Source organism: Mitsuaria sp. TWR114 (genome assembly GCF_007997345.1).
Window position 1 is genome coordinate 1 of the sequence record NZ_VOSR01000004.1, and the last position, 18,561, is coordinate 18,561.

Here is an 18,561-nt window from a genome sequence, read left to right on the forward strand (position 1 = left end):
CGCCGCGCGGAACGACCACGCCGCCACCGTCATGAAGCTGCTGCTGGCGGGCACCGATCCCAACGTCCGCGACGCGCAGCGCAACACGGCGCTGCACGTGGCGATCCGGGAGGAGTCCGGCAAGGCGGTCGAGGCGCTGCTCAAGAGCCCCGGCACCGACGTCAACGCCATCAACCAGGCCGGCGAGACGCCGCTGATGCTGGCCGCGATCAAGGGCAACCTGGACATCGCGCGCGAGTTGGTCAAGCGCGGCGCGCTGGTCAACGAACCGGGGTGGTCCGCGCTGCATTACGCGGCCGCCGGCCCGAACGAGCACCTGGTGCGCTGGCTGGTCGGGCAGGGCGCGGACATCGACGCGCGGTCGCCCAATGGAACGACGCCGCTGATGATGGCGGCCGGCTACGGCGGGCTGAGCGGCGCCGAGATCCTGATCGCCGCCGGCGCCGACGTCACGCTGCGCAACGACCATCAGCTGAGCGCGGCCGACTTCGCCCGCCGCGCCGGGCAGGACGAGATGGCCGACAAGCTGGACCAGCTCGCCCGGGCGCGTGCTAAGGCCGCCGCCACGCCGGCACCGTAGGCGGCGTCCCCCGGCGCGACGCTTTCCCGCGCCTTTCCGAGGCATCCGTCACACGCCGCACGGCGCGGTGAGGCAGCTGCTGGCATTCCCCTAGGAATCCGTCTGACACGCGGTTTGGCGGCCCGCCCACTGTTGGCGGCCCGGGTCGGTCTCTACAGTTCATCCCATGCCGACACGGTGTCGGCGCCGGAGACCGAGATGCTGACCACGACCCAAGACTTCGCCGCCAACCCGTTCGCGATGCTGCTGGATCCCGAGCGCGTCGCCCTGGAAGTGGCCGGTTCCGAACGCCTGGCCCGCCTGCGCAGCCGCATCTACCGCCCGCTGGACAAGCCGCTGATCGCGCACCGCGACGCCGGCGACCAGGCCGCCTACGACGAGGAAGTCGATGCGGCCGAGTTGTCCGAAGCCGATCTGCTCCCGCTGGACGACCAGCCGTCCATCGGCACCGAACTGAGCGCCTGAGATTCGCTGCCGGGGCAAGGGTCCGGAACGAATCGGCGCGGCGCTTGTCGGTGCTGTCTGACCCGCGCTTCCGCCAGCCGACTACACCCGGCCCCCCGCGATCTCCCTAGCATGACGCTCAACCGAGGTCCCTCTATCGTGTGACCGAGCCCACAGCCCGCCTGGAGACTGTCATGCGCCGCCCCCGAGTCCTCTCCCGTCACGTCGCCGAAGCCGCCCCAGGCGTCCTCGCCGGACCGCGCTGGCGGTGGCTTGCGGCGGCCAGCCTGCCGGTCCTGGCGCTGGCCCTGATGGCGCTGGGCGGCTGCGCTTCGATGGGGGGGCACTCGGGTGCCCCCTCGACTGCACCGTCGACCACCGTCACGCCGGCGCTTCCCGCCGGCTCCGTCATCGGCGGGAATCTGTGGTCCCCCCGCATGGAGGAGCGCCGCCTGGCGGTCGTGCAAGCCAGCGGAGGCACCGGCATCGGCGTGGTCCGCACCGCGGACAACCAGCTCAAGCTGACCCTGCCCACTGACGCGGCCTTCGACCTGGGTCGTTCCGAGCTCAAGCCGACTATGCGCCCCGCGCTGGATGAAGCCAGCCGCGACCTGGACGAGCAGGTCCGCATCACCATCGTCGGGCACACCGACAGCTCGGCCGGCGATGCGGTGAACGGGCCGCTGTCGCTGGATCGGGCCGAGACCGTGCGCGAATACCTGGTGCACCACGGCGTGCGGCGCGGCCGCTTGCTGGTGGAGGGGCGCGGCGGACGCCAGCCCGTGGCCAGCAATGCCACCGAGGCCGGAAGGGCCGCCAATCGTCGGATCGAGATTTTCCTGTCGCAACCCGCGTCCTAAGTTGTCATCAAGTACGGGAGTTGAGTCATGAATGCCTGCTGCCCCCGCCTGCTGCTGATGGCCGTGCTGGCCCCGGCCGCCCTGAGCTTCGCCCAGGCCGGACCCGCCAGCGAGCTGTCGCCGACCTCGCTGGATGACCATGTCGAGCTGACCGGCCGAAGCCTGTCCGAGCGGTCGCGACAGGCGGCGACCAGCCGGAGTGCCGCGGCGAGCAGCCGCTATACCGTGACGCAGCACGCCGCCGAGCCGCTGGCGACCGCCAACCAGCCCGCCGGCGCCGCCGCCTGGTACGGCCGCGCGCCGCAGGCCACGCAGACGATGCTGTGGGCGCGTCCCTGGTCCGGCAGCGGGCTGCGGCTGGGCGTGGGGGTCGAGCAGCGCGGCGCCGCGATCGGCGGAGGCCTGTATTCGACGCCGTATCAGAACGCCAGGCCGGGCGCGGCCGGCGACGCCGGCGTGCTGGTCGGTCTGGCGCTGCCGACCGGGCCGCGCTCGCATGCCTACGTGCAGACGCCGCTCGTCGACGCGCAACGCGCGCAGATCGATGAGTTCACCGTCCCCGGCATCAACAACCGGGATCAGCGCCAGGTGCGGGTGGGCATGGTCTTCAACACCCGCAAGCCCTACGCGGACCTGCGCAAGGGTTTCCGCATGGAGCTCAGCGGGCAGTCCTCGTTGACCTTCCGGCCGCGTGGCGGCCGCGTGGGCGTGACCTTCCAGAAGGTCTGGTAACGGCCGCATCGCACCACCGCATTTCCTTCTCTTTGCAAGCCGGCGTCAGCCGGCTTTTTTGCATTGGCGCTGCCGTTTTCGAGCGGGCGCCGGGGACGCGATTCCGCGCAGTCCGGCGCGGTAGGTCCTCTCCTACAGCGCGGCGGTTGACGCTCCGACGCGGGGTTGCGGTGCGGGACTGCCCGCGGCGGCCGGGCCAGTCCCTACAGTCATTCCATCGCGGCACGGTGCCGCGCAGGAGAACCAAGATGCTGCACTACGCCGTTGTCTTCTTCGTCATTGCCCTGATTGCCGCGTTGTTCGGTTTTGGCGGTATCGCCGCCGGTGCCGCCGGCATCGCGAAGATCCTGTTCTTCGTGTTCGTGATCATGGCCGTCGCGACCTTCGTGATGAGCCTGTTGCGAAAGTGACGATCCCCGTCATCGCTCGAACTGCTGACTGAACGCTGCCCTCCACAACAAAGAAAGGATCGCCATGAACAAGCCCGCTACCGCCGCCCTGATCGCCGCCGCCCTGAGCCTGTGCGCCGGCATGGCGCAAGCCGCCAACTTCTCCAAGTCGGTCTACGACGGCGCGAAGGACGACATCAAGAAGACCTACAAGGTCGACAAGGATGCCTGCGACAAGCTGTCCGGCAATGCCAAGGACATCTGCGTCAAGGAGGCCAAGGGTCGCGAGGACGTGGCGCTGGCCCAGCTGGAATACAACTACAGCGGCAACGCCAAGGACGAGGCCAAGCTGATCGAGACCCGCTACGAGGCCCGGTACGAGGTGGCCAAGGAGCGCTGCGACGATCGCTCGGGCGAGGCCAAGGATGTCTGCCAGCGCGAGGCCAAGACCGCCTACGAGAAGGCGAAGGCCGAACTCAAGATGAACAAGAAGGTGGCGGAGGCCGTCGACGACGCCGAGCAAACCCGCGTCAAGGCCGACTACAAGCTGGCTTCCGAGAAGTGCAACACCCTGTCCGGCGACGCCAAGGACGTGTGTGTGAACTCGGCCAAGGCCCGCTACAGCCAGCGCTGATCCAGCGTTGATCCAGCGCTGATCCCGCTCAACCCGACAACCCCGGTGGGGGCGCGAGCCGGCCAGGTCCGGACCGCGCTGTCGTTGAACCGGCGGATCCGGGCCAACAACTCGAACATCGCCCGGATCCCCCTGTCGACACCTGTTGCAACGGCGCCCCGAAGGGCGCCGTTTTCTTTTGCCGACGCGGATCTTGCCGGCGCGGCTCAGGCCAGGCCGGCCTTGTCCAGTCCGAAGGCCTTGTCCTGCGTGCCGGGCACGCTGCCGACCGCGACATTCAAGCGGTTCCAGGCATTGATCGACGCCACCACCCAGGTCAAGTCCGACAGTTCCTTCTCGCTGAACTGCTCGCGCACTTCGGCGTAGACGGCATCGGCGATGCCGCCCTCGGGCATGCGGGTGAGAACCTCGGTCCAGCGCAGCGCGGCGCGTTCGCGGGCGGAGAACAGCGGCGACTCGTGCCAGATGGCGACGTGGTGCAGGCGTAGGGCGCGTTCGCCGCCCATCACCGCCTGCTTGACATGCATGTCGAGGCAGAAGGCGCAGCCGTTGAGCTGCGAGGCGCGGATCTCGACCAGGTATTGCAGGCCGGTTTCCAGGCCGCTTTCCTTGAGGCCCATGGACAGCTCGACCAGCTTCTTGAAGGCGGGGGCGGACTGTTGCATGTAGTTGAAGCGTTGGCTCATCGTGGGCTCCGGGGTGAAAAGAGGGTTGGTAACGACAAGACGAAACAGCCCGCGCACGTGTGACATCGCCCTGCGCCCAGGCGGGTGGACCGGCTGGCTAAACTGGCCGGCGCCCGACCAAGAAGGCCCCGAACACACCGCCGCCGTGACTGCTCCACCTGCTTCCACCCCCGATCCCGCCTCCCCGTCCGACGCTTCGCCAGCCCCGCGCGTCAGCGTGTTCCGGCATCCGGGATTCACCGCCTTCCTGGTGTGCCGCCTGGCCGCCGTGTTCGCCGGCCAGATCCAGGCGGTGGTCGTGGCCTGGCAGGTGTACGACCTCACGCGCCAGCCGCTGGCGCTGGCCTATGTCGGCCTGGCGCAGTTCATCCCGATGCTGCTCTTGCTGCTGCCGGCCGGCGACCTGATCGACCGCTTCAGCCGCAAGCCGATCCTGGCCCTCAGCTGGGGCGTCAGCGCGTCCTGCAGCCTGGCGCTGTGGTGGCTGGCCGGGCACGGCCATGCCGGCGTGACCGGCATCTACGCCGTCCTGGTGGTGTTCGGCTGCGCGCGGGCCTTCTCCGGCCCGGCCTTGCAGAGCCTGTTGCCGCAGATCGTGCCGCGTGAGCAGTTGGCCCAGGCCATCGCCGCCAACAGCATGCTGTTGCGCGTCGCGAGCATCGGCGGCCCGTTCCTCGGCGGCCTGCTGTACGGCTTCGGCGGGGCAGGGCTGACCTACCTGGTCTGCCTGGTCTGCTTCGCCCTGGGCACCGCGCTGCTGGTCGGCGCGGTGCCGGTGCGCTTCGCCGCACCGCCGTCGCCGGCCGGCGGCACGATCTGGCAGCGTTTCGGCGCCGGCATCCACTTCATCCGGTCGCGACCGATCATCCTCGGGACGATCTCGCTGGACCTGTTCGCGGTGCTGCTGGGCGGCGTGGTGGCGCTGCTGCCGATCTATGCGCACGAGGTGCTCCACGCCGGGCCGGAAGGCCTGGGCGCGCTGCGCAGCGCGATGGCTGTCGGCGAGGTCACGGCGGGCTTCTACCTCAGCCTGCGGCCGTTCAACCGCCATGTCGGCAAGGCGATGTTCGCGGCGGTGGCCGTGTTCGGGCTGGCGAACCTGGTGTTCTCGTTGTCGACGACCTTCTGGCTGTCCTTCGGCGCGCTGGCGATCGCTGGCGCGGCGGACATGGTCAGCGTCTATATCCGCGGCGCGCTGGTGCAGTTCTCGACGCCCGACGAGATGCGCGGCCGCGTGAACGCGGTGAACATGCTGTTCATTGGCTCGTCGAACGAGCTGGGAGAGTTCCGCGCCGGCAGCGCCGCCGCGGCGCTGGGCGCGGTACCCGCGGCGGTGACGGGCGCGGTCTGCACGCTGGGAGTTGTCGCTGGCTGGGCGGCCCTGTTCAAGCCGCTGCGCACCGTCGACCGGTTCGAGGAAGCCACCCCGGCCGTCACACGCTGAGCGCGCTCCGCCGCGCTCGCTGCAGAGCGCGCTGGCGCAAAAAAGCCGCGCCGACCTGGAGGTGCAGCGCGGCAACAGGGAGGAAGCAGTCAATCATCAAACGCCCGGGGCGGGTGCCCCGGGCGTTCCGCCGGACCGTGCCGGCGCAGTCAAGGACCCGGAGCGGAATCAGCTCAGCCAGCGGTCATCGGCGCGGGTCTGCCAGTCGTCGAGCTGCTTGTCGGCCTCGTCCTTGGCGATGCCGTAGCGCTCCTGGATCTTGCCGGACAGCTGATCGCGCTTGCCGGCGATCACGTCGATGTCGTCGTCGGTCAGCTTGCCCCATTGCTCACGGACCTTGCCCTTGAGCTGGGTCCAGTTGCCTTCGATGCGATCCCAATTCATACGAACTCCTTTCAGAAGCGAGTAGGTGACGATGGGACTTGGCAATTGCCGGACCCGGTGCCGCGGCGGCGTCGGGTGCTGGGGAACGGATCAGTGGTTGGTGCGACCGCGCACCGCGGGCGGAAGGTAATCCTTGCCGACCATCGCGCGGGCGAACAAGTAGTTGTTGCGGGCGCGAGCCGGGAGGCTGTCGAGGTCGACATGCCCTTGGGGATCGCATGGGAAGGACATCGCGCGGCCGGCGTCGAAGATCGATTCGAAGCGCACTTCGAATTGCGGGGCGGCGTCGGCGGCAATCTGGAGGAGGCTCATGTCGTTCTCCTGGTGAGTTCCTTTGCTTTCACTATCGGCGTTGGCCATGGTCCTTCCCATAAGCGCAACTCGGTGCGCGATGTCGGTGCCGGACGGTGGGCCATGTCGGATGTCGTCCTACAGCGTGTGGGCTCAACGGAAGGCGTTTCCTCGACGTTGACGGTGTGCGCGGTGGCCGCCCCGGACTTCACCCAGCTTTGCAAAAGGGGCTGGCGAGCGCCTTGCTCCCTGGCGGTGGGGACGCGCTCCGGCGCGTCGCGCCCGCTGTGGGACAGCACCTACAGCGCCTCGCGGTGCCCGCTGCTTCGTCCCGGCCGCCGCCGCGGCGAGGATGCGTCCATCGCAACCTGATTCCGCTCCGGTTCGAGGCCCATCATGGACGACAACATGCTGATGCTGATGACGCTGTCCACCTGCACCGCCACCGCCTTGGCGCTGCGCATGTGGCAGTGGCTAGATGAACTGGGGCGGGACGATTCCCAGGAGGACCTGCCATGAGCGCCCGACCCCCGCTGCCCCCCGAACATCCCGCCGACGCCTCCATGGGCGACGCGTCCTCCGAGCGCCAATCGCTCAACGAGCATCCGCTGAGCCAGCAGGCCTTCGTCTGTGGGGAGGTCACCTACCGCACTGGCGACGGTCCGCTCGTGACGATCCGTCCGGGACCGGTGGCCGTGGAGATCAATGAGATCGACGTGACCATCGGCTGGGACGACGGCGATGCCCGGCTGAGCGCCGTCGTGCCGCGCAGCGAATACGCGCGCTTCATCGGCAGCGGCGCCATCAAGCCGGTGGTCGTGCATCGTCCCGAGGCGTCCGGGGAGGGCGCTGGCGAAAGCGCTGGCGACGGCGGTGGCGCCGCCCCCAGCGCCCATCCGGAGCTGGACAAGGCCCAGGGCCGGACGCCGCACTGATCCCGCACGGGTCCCGCGTCCCGGACAAGAAAAAACGCTCGGAACTCCGAGGCGTTTTTCGTTGGGAGGATGACCGGTCAGTCGCGGTCGCCGCCGAAGATGCCCAGCAGCTGCAGCAGCGCGGTGAACACGTTGTACAGGTCCAGGTAGATGTTCAGCGTGGCGCTGATGTAGTTGGTCTCGCCGCCGTCGACGACGCGCTTGACGTCCACCAGCATGAAGGCCGAGAAGATGCCCAGCACGGCCACCAGCAGCGCCAGGTGCACGCCGGTCGATTGCAGGAACACGTTGGCGATGCCGGCGATCATCGCGATCACGGCGCCGACGAACAGGAACTTCTGCAGGCCGGACAGGTCGCGCTTGACGACGGTGGCCAGCGACGCCATCGCGAAGAAGATCGCGGCGGTGCCGCCGAAGGCGGTCATGATCAGCGTGCCGCCGTTCTTGAAGCCGAGGATGGCCGCGAGCAGGCGCGACAGCATCAGGCCCATGAAGAAGGTGAAGCCCAGCAGCGCGGCGACGCCGACGGCGGAATGCTTGGTCTTCTCCACCAGGAACATCAGGCCGAAGGCGCCGACGAAGAACAGGATCATGCTGGCGCCGGGGCCCATCGCGGCCAGGAAGCCGGTGGCCACGCCGATCCAGGCGCCCAGGACGGTGGGGATCAGGGAGAGCGCGAGCAGTGCGTAGGTGTTGCGCAGGACGCGCTGGCGGTCGGCGGACAGCGAGGAGCCGTAGCCGCCCGGGTTCAGGTCGATGATGCGGTCGTTCATGTGCGTGCGCCCCATGAAGTGAGAGTTGGCGTCGATTGTAGGCAAGGCCCTTAAGCCTTCGTTAAAGTGATCGTCTTTCCTTCAATCACCGCCACGAGGCCGCAGATGAAACAGAAGCCCTTCCTGACCCTGGACGATGTCAAGCGCATCGCCGCCGCGGCCGAGGCCGAAGCCCTCAAGAACAACTGGCCGGTGACGATCGCGATCGTCGATGACGGCGGTCACCTGCTGTGGCTGCAGCGCCTGGACAATGCCGCCGCGACCTCGGCGGTGATCGCGCCGGCCAAGGCCAAGACGGCGGCGCTGGGTCGTCGCGAATCGAAGGTCTACGAGGACATCGTCAACAACGGCCGCAACGCCTTCCTCAGCGTGCCGCTGGAAGGCCTGCTCGAGGGCGGCGTGCCGGTGATGGTCGAGGGCTTCTGCGTGGGCGCCGTCGGCGTCAGCGGCGTGAAGTCCAACGAGGATGCGCAAGTCGCGAAGGCAGGCATCGCCGCCCTCGGCTGAAGCCCCCGGCGCGAACCGGAATTCGTACTTCCGACCGCGCCATCGATCGACTCCAGTCCACTTCATTCCCGCAGTCCTGCGTCGCGGGGGCCTCGGTGGATCGGGGACGGCAAGGCGTGAGGTTTCTGCGCTTGACGCAGAGGCCTCATGCCTTGGCGGCCAAGCGCTCGAGGGTGGCAGTCCAGGTCCCGCCAACACCAGCGGTTTGCGCAAATCTTCTCCGTAGATACCCCGACGGGTTATACTCAGCAGGTTTACCCGCAACCTACCGCGTCCCGCACACTTCACCCCCGATCGCATCGGATCCCACACGGATCGACTCCCTCACAGGAGACCCGGTCGCACCCGCGCGCCAGCCGTCCACGGCGCGTGCCGGCGGCGGTCCAGGGCCCTGAAGCAGAGCCGGGCGCGCGCACAACAACGGAGTTTCCCGTGCTGCCCGATCTGCTTTCCGCTCCCCCCGCGATTCTTGCCCTGGCAGACGGCACGGTCTTCAAGGGTTCCGCGCTCGGCGCCGCCGGCCGGACCATTGGTGAAGTGGTGTTCAACACCTCGCTCACCGGCTACCAAGAAATTCTCACCGACCCCAGCTATTGCCGGCAGATCGTCACCCTGACGTATCCGCACATTGGCAACTATGGCGTGAACGATGAGGACGTCGAGGCGTCGAAGATCTTTGCCGCTGGCCTGATCATCAAGGAGGCGCCGGTCCTCGATTCGAACTTCCGCAAGGGCCGCACGCTGCGACAGTATCTGAAGGATGAGGGTACCGTCGCCATCGCCGACCTGGACACGCGCCGCCTGACGCGCGTGCTGCGCGAGAAGGGCGCCCAGAACGGTTGCATTCTGGCGCTGAACGCCGGCGAGCAGATCACCCAGGCCCACATCGACGAGGCCATCGCCGCCGCCAAGGGCGCGCCCAGCATGGCGGGCCTGGACCTGGCCAAGGTCGTGAGCCGCACCGAACGCGAGACCTGGACCGAAACCGAGTGGACGCTCGGCAAGGGCTACGGCGAGCAGACCGCGCCCAAGTTCCACGTCGTTGCCTACGACTTCGGCGTCAAGAGCAACATCCTGCGCATGCTGGCCTCGCGCGGCTGCCGCATCACCGTCGTGCCGGCGCAGACGCCGGCCTCGGAGGTCTTCGACCTCGAGCCCGATGGCGTGTTCCTGTCCAACGGCCCCGGCGATCCGGAGCCCTGCGACTACGCGATCAAGGCCACCGCCCAGTTGATCGAGGCCGGCATCCCGACCTTCGGCATCTGTTTGGGCCACCAGATCATGGCGCTGGCCTCGGGCGCCAAGACCTTCAAGATGAAGTTCGGCCACCACGGCGCGAATCACCCGGTGAAGGACCTGGACAACGGTCGCGTCAGCATCACCAGCCAGAACCACGGTTTCGCGGTCGATCCCGACACGCTGCCCGCCAACCTGCGCGCGACGCACGTCAGCTTGTTCGACGGCACGCTGCAGGGCCTGGCCCGCACCGACAAGCCGGCCTTCTGCTTCCAGGGCCACCCGGAAGCGAGTCCCGGCCCGCACGACATTTCGTATCTGTTCGACCGCTTCATCGGTCTGATGTCCAAGGCCTGATGAAGGGGGAGACTGCACATGTCCAAGCGTACTGATATCAAGAGCATCCTCATCATCGGCGCCGGCCCGATCATCATCGGCCAGGCCTGCGAGTTCGACTACTCCGGCGCCCAGGCCTGCAAGGCGTTGCGCGAGGAGGGCTACAAGGTCATCCTGGTGAACAGCAACCCGGCGACCATCATGACGGACCCCGATACGGCGGACGTCACCTACATCGAGCCCATCACCTGGCAGGTGGTCGAGAAGATCATCGCCAAGGAGCGCCCCGACGCGATCCTGCCGACCATGGGCGGCCAGACCGCGCTGAACTGCGCGCTCGACCTGCACAAGCACGGCGTGCTGGAGAAGTACCAGGTCGAGATGATCGGCGCCAACGAGAAGGCGATCGAGAAGGCCGAGGACCGGCTGAAGTTCAAGGACGCGATGACCAAGATCGGTCTCGATTCCGCGAAGTCGGGCATCGCGCACTCGCTGGAGGAGGCGTGGTCGGTGCAAAAGCGCATCCACGCCGAGATCGGCGGCAGCGGCTTCCCGATGGTCATTCGCCCCAGCTTCACGCTCGGCGGCACCGGAGGCGGCATCGCCTACAACCCGGAGGAGTTCGAGGAGATCTGCAAGCGCGGCCTCGACCTGTCTCCGACCAATGAGCTGCTGATCGAGGAATCGCTGATCGGCTGGAAGGAATACGAGATGGAAGTGGTCCGCGACAAGGCGGACAACTGCATCATCGTGTGCTCGATCGAGAACCTGGACCCGATGGGCATCCACACCGGCGACTCCATCACCGTGGCCCCGGCCCAGACGCTGACCGACAAGGAATACCAGCTGCTGCGCAACGCCTCGATCGCGATCCTGCGCGAGATCGGCGTCGACACCGGCGGCTCCAACGTGCAGTTCTCGATCAACCCGGACAACGGCCGGATGATCGTCATCGAAATGAATCCGCGCGTGTCGCGCTCGTCGGCGCTGGCCTCCAAGGCCACCGGCTTCCCGATCGCCAAGATCGCCGCGAAGCTGGCCGTGGGCTACACGCTGGACGAGCTCAAGAACGACATCACCGGCGGCATCACGCCGGCCTCGTTCGAGCCCAGCATCGACTACGTCGTCACCAAGATCCCGCGCTTCGCCTTCGAGAAGTTCCCAATGGCCGACTCGCGCCTGACGACGCAGATGAAGTCGGTCGGCGAGGTGATGGCCATGGGCCGCAACTTCCAGGAATCGTTCCAGAAGGCGCTGCGCGGCCTGGAAACCGGCATCGACGGCCTCAGCGAGATCAGCGCCGATCGCGAGGAGATCGTGCAGGAGATCGGCGAGCCCGGCCCGTCGCGCATCCTGTTCCTGGGCGACGCCTTCCGCATCGGCATGACGCTGGACGAAGTCTTCGAGGAAACGAAGATCGACCCGTGGTTCCTGGCCCAGATCGAGCAGCTGATCAAGATCGAGCAGAGCCTCAAGGGCCGCGAGCTGGCCGGCCTGTCGGCCGACGAACTGCGCCTGCTGAAGAAGAAGGGCTTCTCGGACAAGCGTCTGGCCAAGCTGCTGGGCACCAACCAGCACGAGGTCCGCAAGACCCGTCACGCGCTGAACGTGCGTCCGGTCTACAAGCGCGTCGACACCTGCGCCGCCGAATTCGCGACGCAGACCGCCTACATGTACTCGACCTACGACGAGGAGTGCGAGGCCAACCCCACCGACAAGAAGAAGATCATGGTGCTGGGCGGCGGTCCGAACCGCATCGGCCAGGGCATCGAGTTCGACTACTGCTGCGTCCACGCGGCGCTCGCCATGCGCGAGGACGGCTACGAGACCATCATGGTCAACTGCAATCCGGAGACCGTCTCCACCGACTACGACACCTCGGACCGCCTGTACTTCGAGCCGGTGACGCTCGAGGACGTGCTGGAGATCGTGGCCAAGGAGAAGCCGGTCGGCGTGATCGTGCAGTACGGCGGCCAGACGCCGCTGAAGCTGGCGCTGGACCTCGAGGCCAACGGCGTGCCCATCATCGGCACGACGCCCGATTCCATCGACATCGCCGAGGACCGCGAGCGCTTCCAGAAGCTGCTGCATGAGCTGGGCCTGAAGCAGCCGCCCAACCGCACGGCGCGCAATGAAGACCAGGCCGTCGCGCTGGCCAACGAGATCGGCTACCCGCTGGTCGTGCGTCCGAGCTACGTGCTGGGCGGCCGCGCGATGGAGATCGTGCACGGCGACAAGGACCTCGAGCGCTACATGCGCGAGGCCGTGCGCGTCAGCGAGAAGTCCCCCGTGCTGCTGGACCGCTTCCTGGAGGACGCGGTCGAGGTCGACGTCGACTGCATCTGCGACGGCGAGGACACGATGATGGGCGGCATCATGGAGCACATCGAGGCGGCCGGTATCCACTCCGGCGACTCGGCCTGCTCGCTGCCCCCGTACACGCTGTCCAAGGAGCTGCAGGACGAACTGCGCCGCCAGACCGCGGCGATGGCCAAGGCGCTGAAGGTCGTGGGCCTGATGAACGTGCAGTTCGCGATCCAGGGCGATGTGACCAAGGGCCTGGCCGAGAACACGGTGTACGTGCTCGAGGTGAACCCGCGCGCCTCGCGCACGGTGCCCTTCGTCTCGAAGGCGACCAGCCAGCCGCTGGCCAAGATCGCCGCGCGTTGCATGGCCGGCGTCAAGCTCAAGGACCAGAAGGCCGCCGGCGGCAAGCCGCCGGTCGAGATCCAGCCGCCGTACTTCAGCGTCAAGGAAGCCGTCTTCCCGTTCAACAAGTTCCCTGGCGTGGACCCGATCCTGAGCCCGGAAATGCGTTCGACCGGCGAAGTCATGGGCGCCGGCCGGACCTTCGGCGAGGCCATGCTGAAGAGCCAGCTGGGCGCGGGCTCGCGCCTGCCGCGCCAGGGCAATGTGCTTATCACCGTCAAGAACAACGACAAGGACCGGGCCGTCGCGCTGGCGCGTGACCTGGCGGCGCTGGGCTTCGGCGTGGTGGCGACCAAGGGCACGGCCGCGGCGATCGAGGCCGCCGGCGTGCCGGTGCGCGTCGTCAACAAGGTCAAGGACGGCCGCCCGCACATCGTCGACATGATCAAGGGCGGGGACATCCAGCTCGTGTTCACCACCGTCGACGAGACGCGCACGGCGATTGCCGACAGCCGTCACATCCGCCAGGCGGCGCTGGCCAACCGGGTGACCTACTACACGACGATGGCGGGCTGCGAAGCCGCGGTCGAAGGCATGAAGCACAAGGATGGCCTGCTGGTGCAATCGCTGCAGGAACTGCACGCCGAACTGCATTAAACTGCGCCATCCATTCCGCCGCCGCTGCTCAGCGACCCTGAGCGGCAGCGGCGGTTTGTTTTGTTTTTCAAGGTTCTAGAGACATGGCCACGACGATTCCATTGACCAAGCGCGGCGCTGAGAAGCTCAAGGAAGAACTGCATCGGCTCAAGACGGTCGAGCGGCATGCCGTGATCAACGCCATCGCCGAGGCGCGCGCGCAGGGCGACCTGTCGGAGAACGCCGAGTACGAGGCCGCCAAGGACAAGCAGGGCTTCATCGAGGGCCGCATCCTGGAGATCGAGGGCAAGCTGTCGTCGGCCCAGGTGATCGACCCGGCGTCGGTCGACGCGGGCGGCAAGGTCGTGTTCGGGACCACCGTGGACCTCGAGGAAGAAGAGTCCGGCAACGAGGTGACCTACCAGATCGTCGGCGACGACGAGGCCGACCTGAAGCAGGGCCTGATCTCGATCAGCTCCCCGATCGCCCGCGCGCTGATCGGCAAGGAAGCCGGCGACGTGGCCGAGGTGGTGGCCCCGGGCGGCATCAAGCGCTACGAGATCGTCGAGGTCCGCTACATCTGAGGCCTTCGCCGATGCTGCTCCGGATCCGTGCGCTGCTGGCGGCCCTGTGGGCCGGCGAGCTGCTGGCGGTGGCGCTGCTGGCCGCGCCGAACGCGTTCGCGACGCTGGACCGCGCGATGGCCGGCAAGTACGTCGCGCGGCTGTTCGAGATGGATGCCCGCTTCGCGCTCGCCGCGGGCGTGCTGCTGATCCTGATGGAGCGGCGCCTGCACCGGGATGGCGTGGTCGGCGGATCGGCGATGAATCCCGGCTTCTGGCTGCCCTTGCTGGCGATCGGTTTCACCGCCGCCGGTTATTACGCGCTGCAGCCGATGATGGACGCCGCGCGCCAGGGGCAGGGCAGTTGGACCTTCCTGCAGCTGCATGCGGTGTCGCTGGTGTTCTTCGGGCTGCGAACGATCGCCGTGCTTGCGCTGGCGTGGCGCGTGAGCGGACCGCGGCCCCGCTGATCGGAAGCGACAAAAAGGAAAGACGGCCCGCGGGCCGTCTTTTCGTTGGTGCCGGACCTGGCCGCCCGCGCGTGGCGGCGTCGGCGTCAGCCCTGGCTGGACTTCTTGAGGCTGGTCTGACGCGGCTTCTTCGCGCGCTTGACTTCACCGCCCTGGGTGACGCGCTGGTTGCCCAGCACGGTGACCTTCTTGATCTGCGGACGGTTGTTGCCGCTCTTCGAGAACTTCACGATCTTCACGACCTTGGGCGCGGAGCGGGCGTCCTCCTTGACGGCCTTTTCCTTCTCCGGCACCGGGCGCCACAGCACCAGCAGCTTGCCGATGTGCTGGATCGGGGCGGCGTCGAGCTGCTCGGCCAGCGTGGCCAGGATCTCCTCGCGACCCTGGCGGTCGTCGGACATCACGCGGACCTTGATCAGGCCATGGGCCCTGAGCGCGGCGTCGACCTCCTTGGTGACGGCGGCCGTCAGGCCATCGGCGCCAATCATCACGACCGGGTCGAGATGGTGGGCGTCGGCGCGCTTTTCCTTGCGCTGGGCGGGGGTCAGTTGAATAGCAGGCATCCGCGCATTATCCGTGAGCGGACCGCTCCATGGCATTGCGCATCGGGTTTCCCGCGAAAAGGCGGGCTTGCGACACGCCTCCGCGTGGCTCAGCGCGGCGCCTCGGCCGCCGCCTGCGGCACGCCGAACTGCTTCACCAGGGCTTCCTGCAGGGGTCGGTAGTCGGCGCGCGCGGCGTCCTTCATGGTGTCGAGGATGTCCTGGGCGCTGCGCTGCGCCGACTTGTCGGGCCGCAGTCCGCCGGCGGCGTCCTCGGCGTAGTGGCCGGCCTCCGGATAGGCCTGCCGGACCAGCGCGTGCACCAGGCCGCCCAGCGTCGGGCCGTCGCCGGCCTCGTCCATGCGGACCATCTCCCGGCGCCCGCCGCGCACCTGCGGCGTGAAGACGCCATCGGGCGACACCACGATCACATGCGCCGGCTCGTGGCGCTTGTCCGACAGGTCGCTGAGCGCGGCTTCCCGCTTCAGGTCGATCTTGTCGTAGGTCATGTCGAAGGGGGTGTGCTCGGCCTGGCCGGCCGCGTCGAGCACCACCAGCTCGATCCGCTTGCGCAGCAGGCTGGTCATGAGCCAGCTGAAGGACGCGGCGTCCTGCGTCGACAGGGGGCTGGACAGCGACTTCTCGCCGATGGCGTCGGCCACGGCGCCCGCCTGCTCCCGGATGGCCTGGCGCTGCGCGGCGGCCTCGCGGGCCGCGTCGGTGGCGGCATAACCGCCGGCCTCGCGGAAGTGGGCGTGATGGACGTTCTCCGTCGCCAGGTCCAGCAGCCCCTCCGACACCAGCGGGTCCTTGCCCAGGATCAGCGCATGCGTTGCCTCCTTGATGGCCCGCATCGACTGGTCGCCGCTGTAGGGATGCAGCCAGCGCGCGCGCTCGGGCGGACCCTGCTCGCCGGCGCGGTCCATGTCCTCCAGGCCGCGGCCGAGGAAGTAGCTCTTGTTGTTGGACCATTCGAGCACCTGCCGGCCCGCGTCCTTCACGGCGTCCAGGCGCCGGAAGCGGTCCTCGCCGAGGTCGAAGACCCAGGCGTCCGGCGCCGGCTGGCGGGTGGCCTTGAGCAGATGGCCCGAGCGCGGCTCCATCGCCTCCTCGCCTTCGCGCAGGTCCACCGACGGCTGCGCCTTCTTCGCCTGGAAGCGCTGCTCCAGCGCGTAGGTGTTGACCTGCTCGAAATAGACCACCTGGCCCAGGTCCTGCACGTTCTTTCCCGGGGCGTCCACGCCCGGACCCTTGCCGGCGTCGGCGTCGATCTTGCGCACCCGCATCAGCACGCCGGGCACGGCCACCACCTCGCCCTGGGCCAGATCGCTCACCTTGGCGAAGTTCACGCCGCTGAGCAGCTTGGCGTGGATGCGCAGGCTGCGGTCGCGCGTCGCCCCGGCATTGATGCCCGCGCCGAAATAGGCCGCCATGCGGCTGGAGGTGGTGGCCGAATACATCTCGGTGAGCGCCACCACCTCGCCCTCGGTGACGGTCTTGTTGGGCGACTGTCCGGCTTCCACCGGCTGCCCGAAGCGGGTCTGGCCGCCGGGCGCGATGTAGGACGCCTCGGTGACCGCGGCGCGGTCCAGGTTGGCGGGGAACTTCGGCGCGTAGCGCGCCGCCAGGTTGACGTCCAGGATGGCGCTGGGATCGACCAGGCCCTCGCCGCCGTCCGGCTTGTGGGCCGAGGCGGTGAGCACCATGTGCGGCACGCTGATCAGGCTCTTGGGCCGGACCGGCTGGTACTGCAGCTGGCCGACGTAGTCGAAGCGCAGCGGCAGGTGGAACATGCCGGACTCGACGGTGTAGAGGAACGCGGAGTTGGTGGCCCGCTTCTGCAGCAGCTCGGACACCGGCGGCAGTCCGGTGTCGGTGCGCGGCGTGTGGATGCCGGGCGCGCCGGCCATCAGCTGGGTGGTGGGCCACGCCGCCGCCTGGCCGCGCCGCGTCCAGGTGGTCACGTTGCGCGGCACTTCCGCTGAATCGAGCAGCAGGCCCGGGCGCGCGTCGACCGGCCGGCCGCGGTTGCTGTAGTCGTTGACGATCTCGTGGAACTGGCTGGTCTGCGGCAGGCTGCCGCGCGAGGACCATTGCTCGCGCGCGGCGCGGCTCTGCCGCTCGAAGGTCTCGCGGTCCTTGGCATCCAGCAGCGCGACGTCGTAGCGCAGCGCCTCGGGGCGGTCCTGCGCCTCGTCGGCCGCCGGCCCGCCATCTGCCGCCTCGATGAGCGCGTCCAGCTTCTCCTGCAGGCGCAGGTCCATCTCCTTCTCGCGCTCGGGATGCAGCGGCTGCGAGGCATGCTGGATCGAGTCGTGGACCGCCGCCAGCTCGGCGCCGATCTCGCTGAAGCGGCCGGCCTCGTGCTCGAGCGGGAAGCGGCTCAGGTACTGCCGCACGCCCTCCATGCCCTCGCGCACGTTCAGCAGCATCATCAGCGCCGTCTGGTTCTCCTCGAGCTTGCGCCCCGCCAGTCCGGCGGCGGCGTTGGAGACGTCGGTGATGGCGCGGTCGATGATGGAGATCGGGTCGCCCATGCCGCGGGTCTCGCGGCTCATCTGGTGGTCGTAGGCGCTGGCGTTGTCGCCCACGAGGCCGGCGCTGTTGAGCATCGTGGTCAGCATGGGCTCGTACATCGTGTCGAGCGGCCGATGGCGCGCGCGGCCAGGGTGGCGCCGACGGTGCGCGCGGACGGATGGCCGTCGCCGCCCGGCAGCGTGAACGCGTTGGAGACCCCGCGCGCGACGTTGTAGATCGTGTTGTAGAGCAGGGTCAGCGACAGGTGGGCGGCGGCGTGGTTCGCGGGATCGCCGGCGCGCGACTTCATCCATTCGACGCCGCCCTTGGCGACCGAGGCGGAGGCCAGCGCCATCACGTCGACGGCGTTGCCGCGGTGCAGCCCGAAGGCCTGCTGCAGCTTCATGTTGAGGGACAGGCGCAGCATCTCCTCGGCGCTGGGCAGCATGGCGCGGATCGCGAACCGGCCCAGCCGGCCCTCGGGCCACTGGAAGTGGGCCGGCATCATCTTGCCGAACTGCGCCATCGCGAAGGTGGTGGCCTCCTGCGCCGCCACCATGCAGCCCACCGCCTTGGCCAGGCCGTCGAAGCCGATGTTGCCGCCGCCCTGGCTGCTCAGCCCGGCGACGCCGATGCCGGCGGACGCCATGCGGCCCAGCATGTTGAATCCGTAGACCACGCCGGTCTTGGCGGCCACCTTGACGGCGGTGTTGATCGTGTAGTCCAGCGGGCGCTGGTTGCCGAGGCCGAACGCCGGCTGCGAGGTCGCCAGCCGACTCGCGGCATGCAGGGTGCGCTTGAGGACCGTGGGGACCAGGGGCCCGGCGCCCTTGATCAGCGGCCCGGCGGGCAGCGCCTCGCCGGTGGAGAGCACCAGCGCCGGCTCGGGCGTGCCGGACTTGCTGGCGTGCAGGCCGTTGTACTGGCCCTCGTAGGAGTACAGGTCGATGTCG

At 68.4% G+C, this 18,561-nt stretch carries 21 protein-coding genes; 14 read left to right on the forward strand and 7 right to left on the reverse strand.

The window, feature by feature from the left end; genetic code table 11:
• The 6 genes from FUT87_RS00160 to FUT87_RS00185 form a co-directional block, all read left to right on the forward strand.
• On the forward strand, positions 1 to 580 hold a 580-nt coding region (locus FUT87_RS00160; RefSeq protein ID WP_147239698.1), incomplete at its 5' end, for an ankyrin repeat domain-containing protein.
• A 198-nt stretch (positions 581 to 778) separates the two neighbouring features.
• Positions 779 to 1,045: a hypothetical protein gene (locus tag FUT87_RS00165; RefSeq protein ID WP_091733441.1), complete on the forward strand. Its 267-nt coding sequence runs from the start codon at positions 779 to 781 to the stop codon at positions 1,043 to 1,045.
• A 173-nt stretch (positions 1,046 to 1,218) separates the two neighbouring features.
• Positions 1,219 to 1,884, forward strand: coding sequence for an OmpA family protein (locus tag FUT87_RS00170; protein WP_147239699.1), 666 nt, complete (start codon positions 1,219 to 1,221; stop codon positions 1,882 to 1,884).
• Between the two features lie 27 nt (positions 1,885 to 1,911).
• On the forward strand, positions 1,912 to 2,616 hold the full coding sequence (locus tag FUT87_RS00175) for a hypothetical protein (protein ID WP_091733445.1): 705 nt from the start codon (positions 1,912 to 1,914) through the stop codon (positions 2,614 to 2,616).
• 248 nt (positions 2,617 to 2,864) lie between these two features.
• Positions 2,865 to 3,026 (forward strand): DUF1328 domain-containing protein, encoded by a 162-nt coding sequence (locus FUT87_RS00180; protein WP_091733447.1) that lies wholly within the window; start codon positions 2,865 to 2,867, stop codon positions 3,024 to 3,026.
• A gap of 64 nt (positions 3,027 to 3,090) precedes the next feature.
• Entirely contained in the window at positions 3,091 to 3,639 is a 549-nt protein-coding gene (locus FUT87_RS00185; protein ID WP_147239700.1) for a hypothetical protein, read from the forward strand.
• A 206-nt stretch (positions 3,640 to 3,845) separates the two neighbouring features.
• Here the strand turns inward: FUT87_RS00185 and FUT87_RS00190 are convergent, their stop codons facing one another.
• Positions 3,846 to 4,325: a carboxymuconolactone decarboxylase family protein gene (locus FUT87_RS00190; RefSeq protein WP_147239701.1), complete on the reverse strand. Its 480-nt coding sequence runs from the start codon at positions 4,323 to 4,325 to the stop codon at positions 3,846 to 3,848.
• A 145-nt stretch (positions 4,326 to 4,470) separates the two neighbouring features.
• Here FUT87_RS00190 and FUT87_RS00195 point away from each other — a divergent pair, with 145 nt between their 5' ends.
• Positions 4,471 to 5,769 carry an MFS transporter gene (locus FUT87_RS00195; RefSeq protein ID WP_091733453.1) on the forward strand — a complete coding sequence of 433 codons (1,299 nt, stop codon included), beginning with the start codon at positions 4,471 to 4,473 and terminating at the stop codon, positions 5,767 to 5,769.
• Between the two features lie 168 nt (positions 5,770 to 5,937).
• On the opposite strand, the gene FUT87_RS00200 is transcribed toward FUT87_RS00195, so the two are convergent.
• Positions 5,938 to 6,153 (reverse strand): CsbD family protein, encoded by a 216-nt coding sequence (locus FUT87_RS00200; protein ID WP_091733455.1) that lies wholly within the window; start codon positions 6,151 to 6,153, stop codon positions 5,938 to 5,940.
• Between the two features lie 90 nt (positions 6,154 to 6,243).
• Complete coding sequence (locus FUT87_RS00205; RefSeq protein WP_310735081.1) at positions 6,244 to 6,513, reverse strand: hypothetical protein; 270 nt, start codon at positions 6,511 to 6,513, stop codon at positions 6,244 to 6,246.
• 327 nt (positions 6,514 to 6,840) lie between these two features.
• Here FUT87_RS00205 and FUT87_RS30150 point away from each other — a divergent pair, with 327 nt between their 5' ends.
• Complete coding sequence (locus FUT87_RS30150; RefSeq protein WP_255488672.1) at positions 6,841 to 6,963, forward strand: hypothetical protein; 123 nt, start codon at positions 6,841 to 6,843, stop codon at positions 6,961 to 6,963.
• Positions 6,960 to 7,379, forward strand: coding sequence for a hypothetical protein (locus FUT87_RS00210; RefSeq protein WP_091733459.1), 420 nt, complete (start codon positions 6,960 to 6,962; stop codon positions 7,377 to 7,379). Before FUT87_RS30150 ends, FUT87_RS00210 begins: the two co-directional genes overlap by 4 nt.
• A 77-nt stretch (positions 7,380 to 7,456) precedes the next feature.
• Here FUT87_RS00210 and FUT87_RS00215 read toward each other — a convergent pair whose 3' ends face one another.
• On the reverse strand, positions 7,457 to 8,152 hold the full coding sequence (locus FUT87_RS00215) for a Bax inhibitor-1/YccA family protein (RefSeq protein WP_147239702.1): 696 nt from the start codon (positions 8,150 to 8,152) through the stop codon (positions 7,457 to 7,459).
• Between the two features lie 105 nt (positions 8,153 to 8,257).
• Between FUT87_RS00215 and FUT87_RS00220 the strand changes: the two genes are divergently transcribed.
• The 5 genes from FUT87_RS00220 to FUT87_RS00240 all read left to right on the forward strand — a co-directional run bounded on the left by FUT87_RS00220 (position 8,258) and on the right by FUT87_RS00240 (position 14,549).
• On the forward strand, positions 8,258 to 8,659 hold the full coding sequence (locus FUT87_RS00220; RefSeq protein ID WP_091733461.1) for a heme-binding protein: 402 nt from the start codon (positions 8,258 to 8,260) through the stop codon (positions 8,657 to 8,659).
• Between the two features lie 432 nt (positions 8,660 to 9,091).
• Complete coding sequence (gene carA, locus FUT87_RS00225; RefSeq protein ID WP_091733463.1) at positions 9,092 to 10,252, forward strand: glutamine-hydrolyzing carbamoyl-phosphate synthase small subunit; 1,161 nt, start codon at positions 9,092 to 9,094, stop codon at positions 10,250 to 10,252.
• 18 nt (positions 10,253 to 10,270) lie between these two features.
• Complete coding sequence (gene carB / locus FUT87_RS00230; RefSeq protein ID WP_147239703.1) at positions 10,271 to 13,537, forward strand: carbamoyl-phosphate synthase large subunit; 3,267 nt, start codon at positions 10,271 to 10,273, stop codon at positions 13,535 to 13,537.
• A gap of 83 nt (positions 13,538 to 13,620) precedes the next feature.
• Positions 13,621 to 14,100: a transcription elongation factor GreA gene (greA, locus tag FUT87_RS00235; RefSeq protein WP_091733466.1), complete on the forward strand. Its 480-nt coding sequence runs from the start codon at positions 13,621 to 13,623 to the stop codon at positions 14,098 to 14,100.
• An 11-nt stretch (positions 14,101 to 14,111) separates the two neighbouring features.
• On the forward strand, positions 14,112 to 14,549 hold the full coding sequence (locus FUT87_RS00240) for a DUF4149 domain-containing protein (RefSeq protein WP_091733468.1): 438 nt from the start codon (positions 14,112 to 14,114) through the stop codon (positions 14,547 to 14,549).
• Between the two features lie 86 nt (positions 14,550 to 14,635).
• On the opposite strand, the gene FUT87_RS00245 is transcribed toward FUT87_RS00240, so the two are convergent.
• The 3 genes from FUT87_RS00245 to FUT87_RS28220 all read right to left on the reverse strand — a co-directional run.
• Positions 14,636 to 15,112: a YhbY family RNA-binding protein gene (locus FUT87_RS00245; RefSeq protein WP_091733470.1), complete on the reverse strand. Its 477-nt coding sequence runs from the start codon at positions 15,110 to 15,112 to the stop codon at positions 14,636 to 14,638.
• A gap of 89 nt (positions 15,113 to 15,201) precedes the next feature.
• Entirely contained in the window at positions 15,202 to 17,727 is a 2,526-nt protein-coding gene (locus FUT87_RS00250) for a hypothetical protein (RefSeq protein ID WP_147239704.1), read from the reverse strand.
• Positions 17,709 to 18,561: hypothetical protein (locus tag FUT87_RS28220; protein ID WP_186830285.1), on the reverse strand; the 853-nt coding region annotated here is incomplete at its 5' end. The genes FUT87_RS00250 and FUT87_RS28220, both read right to left, overlap by 19 nt.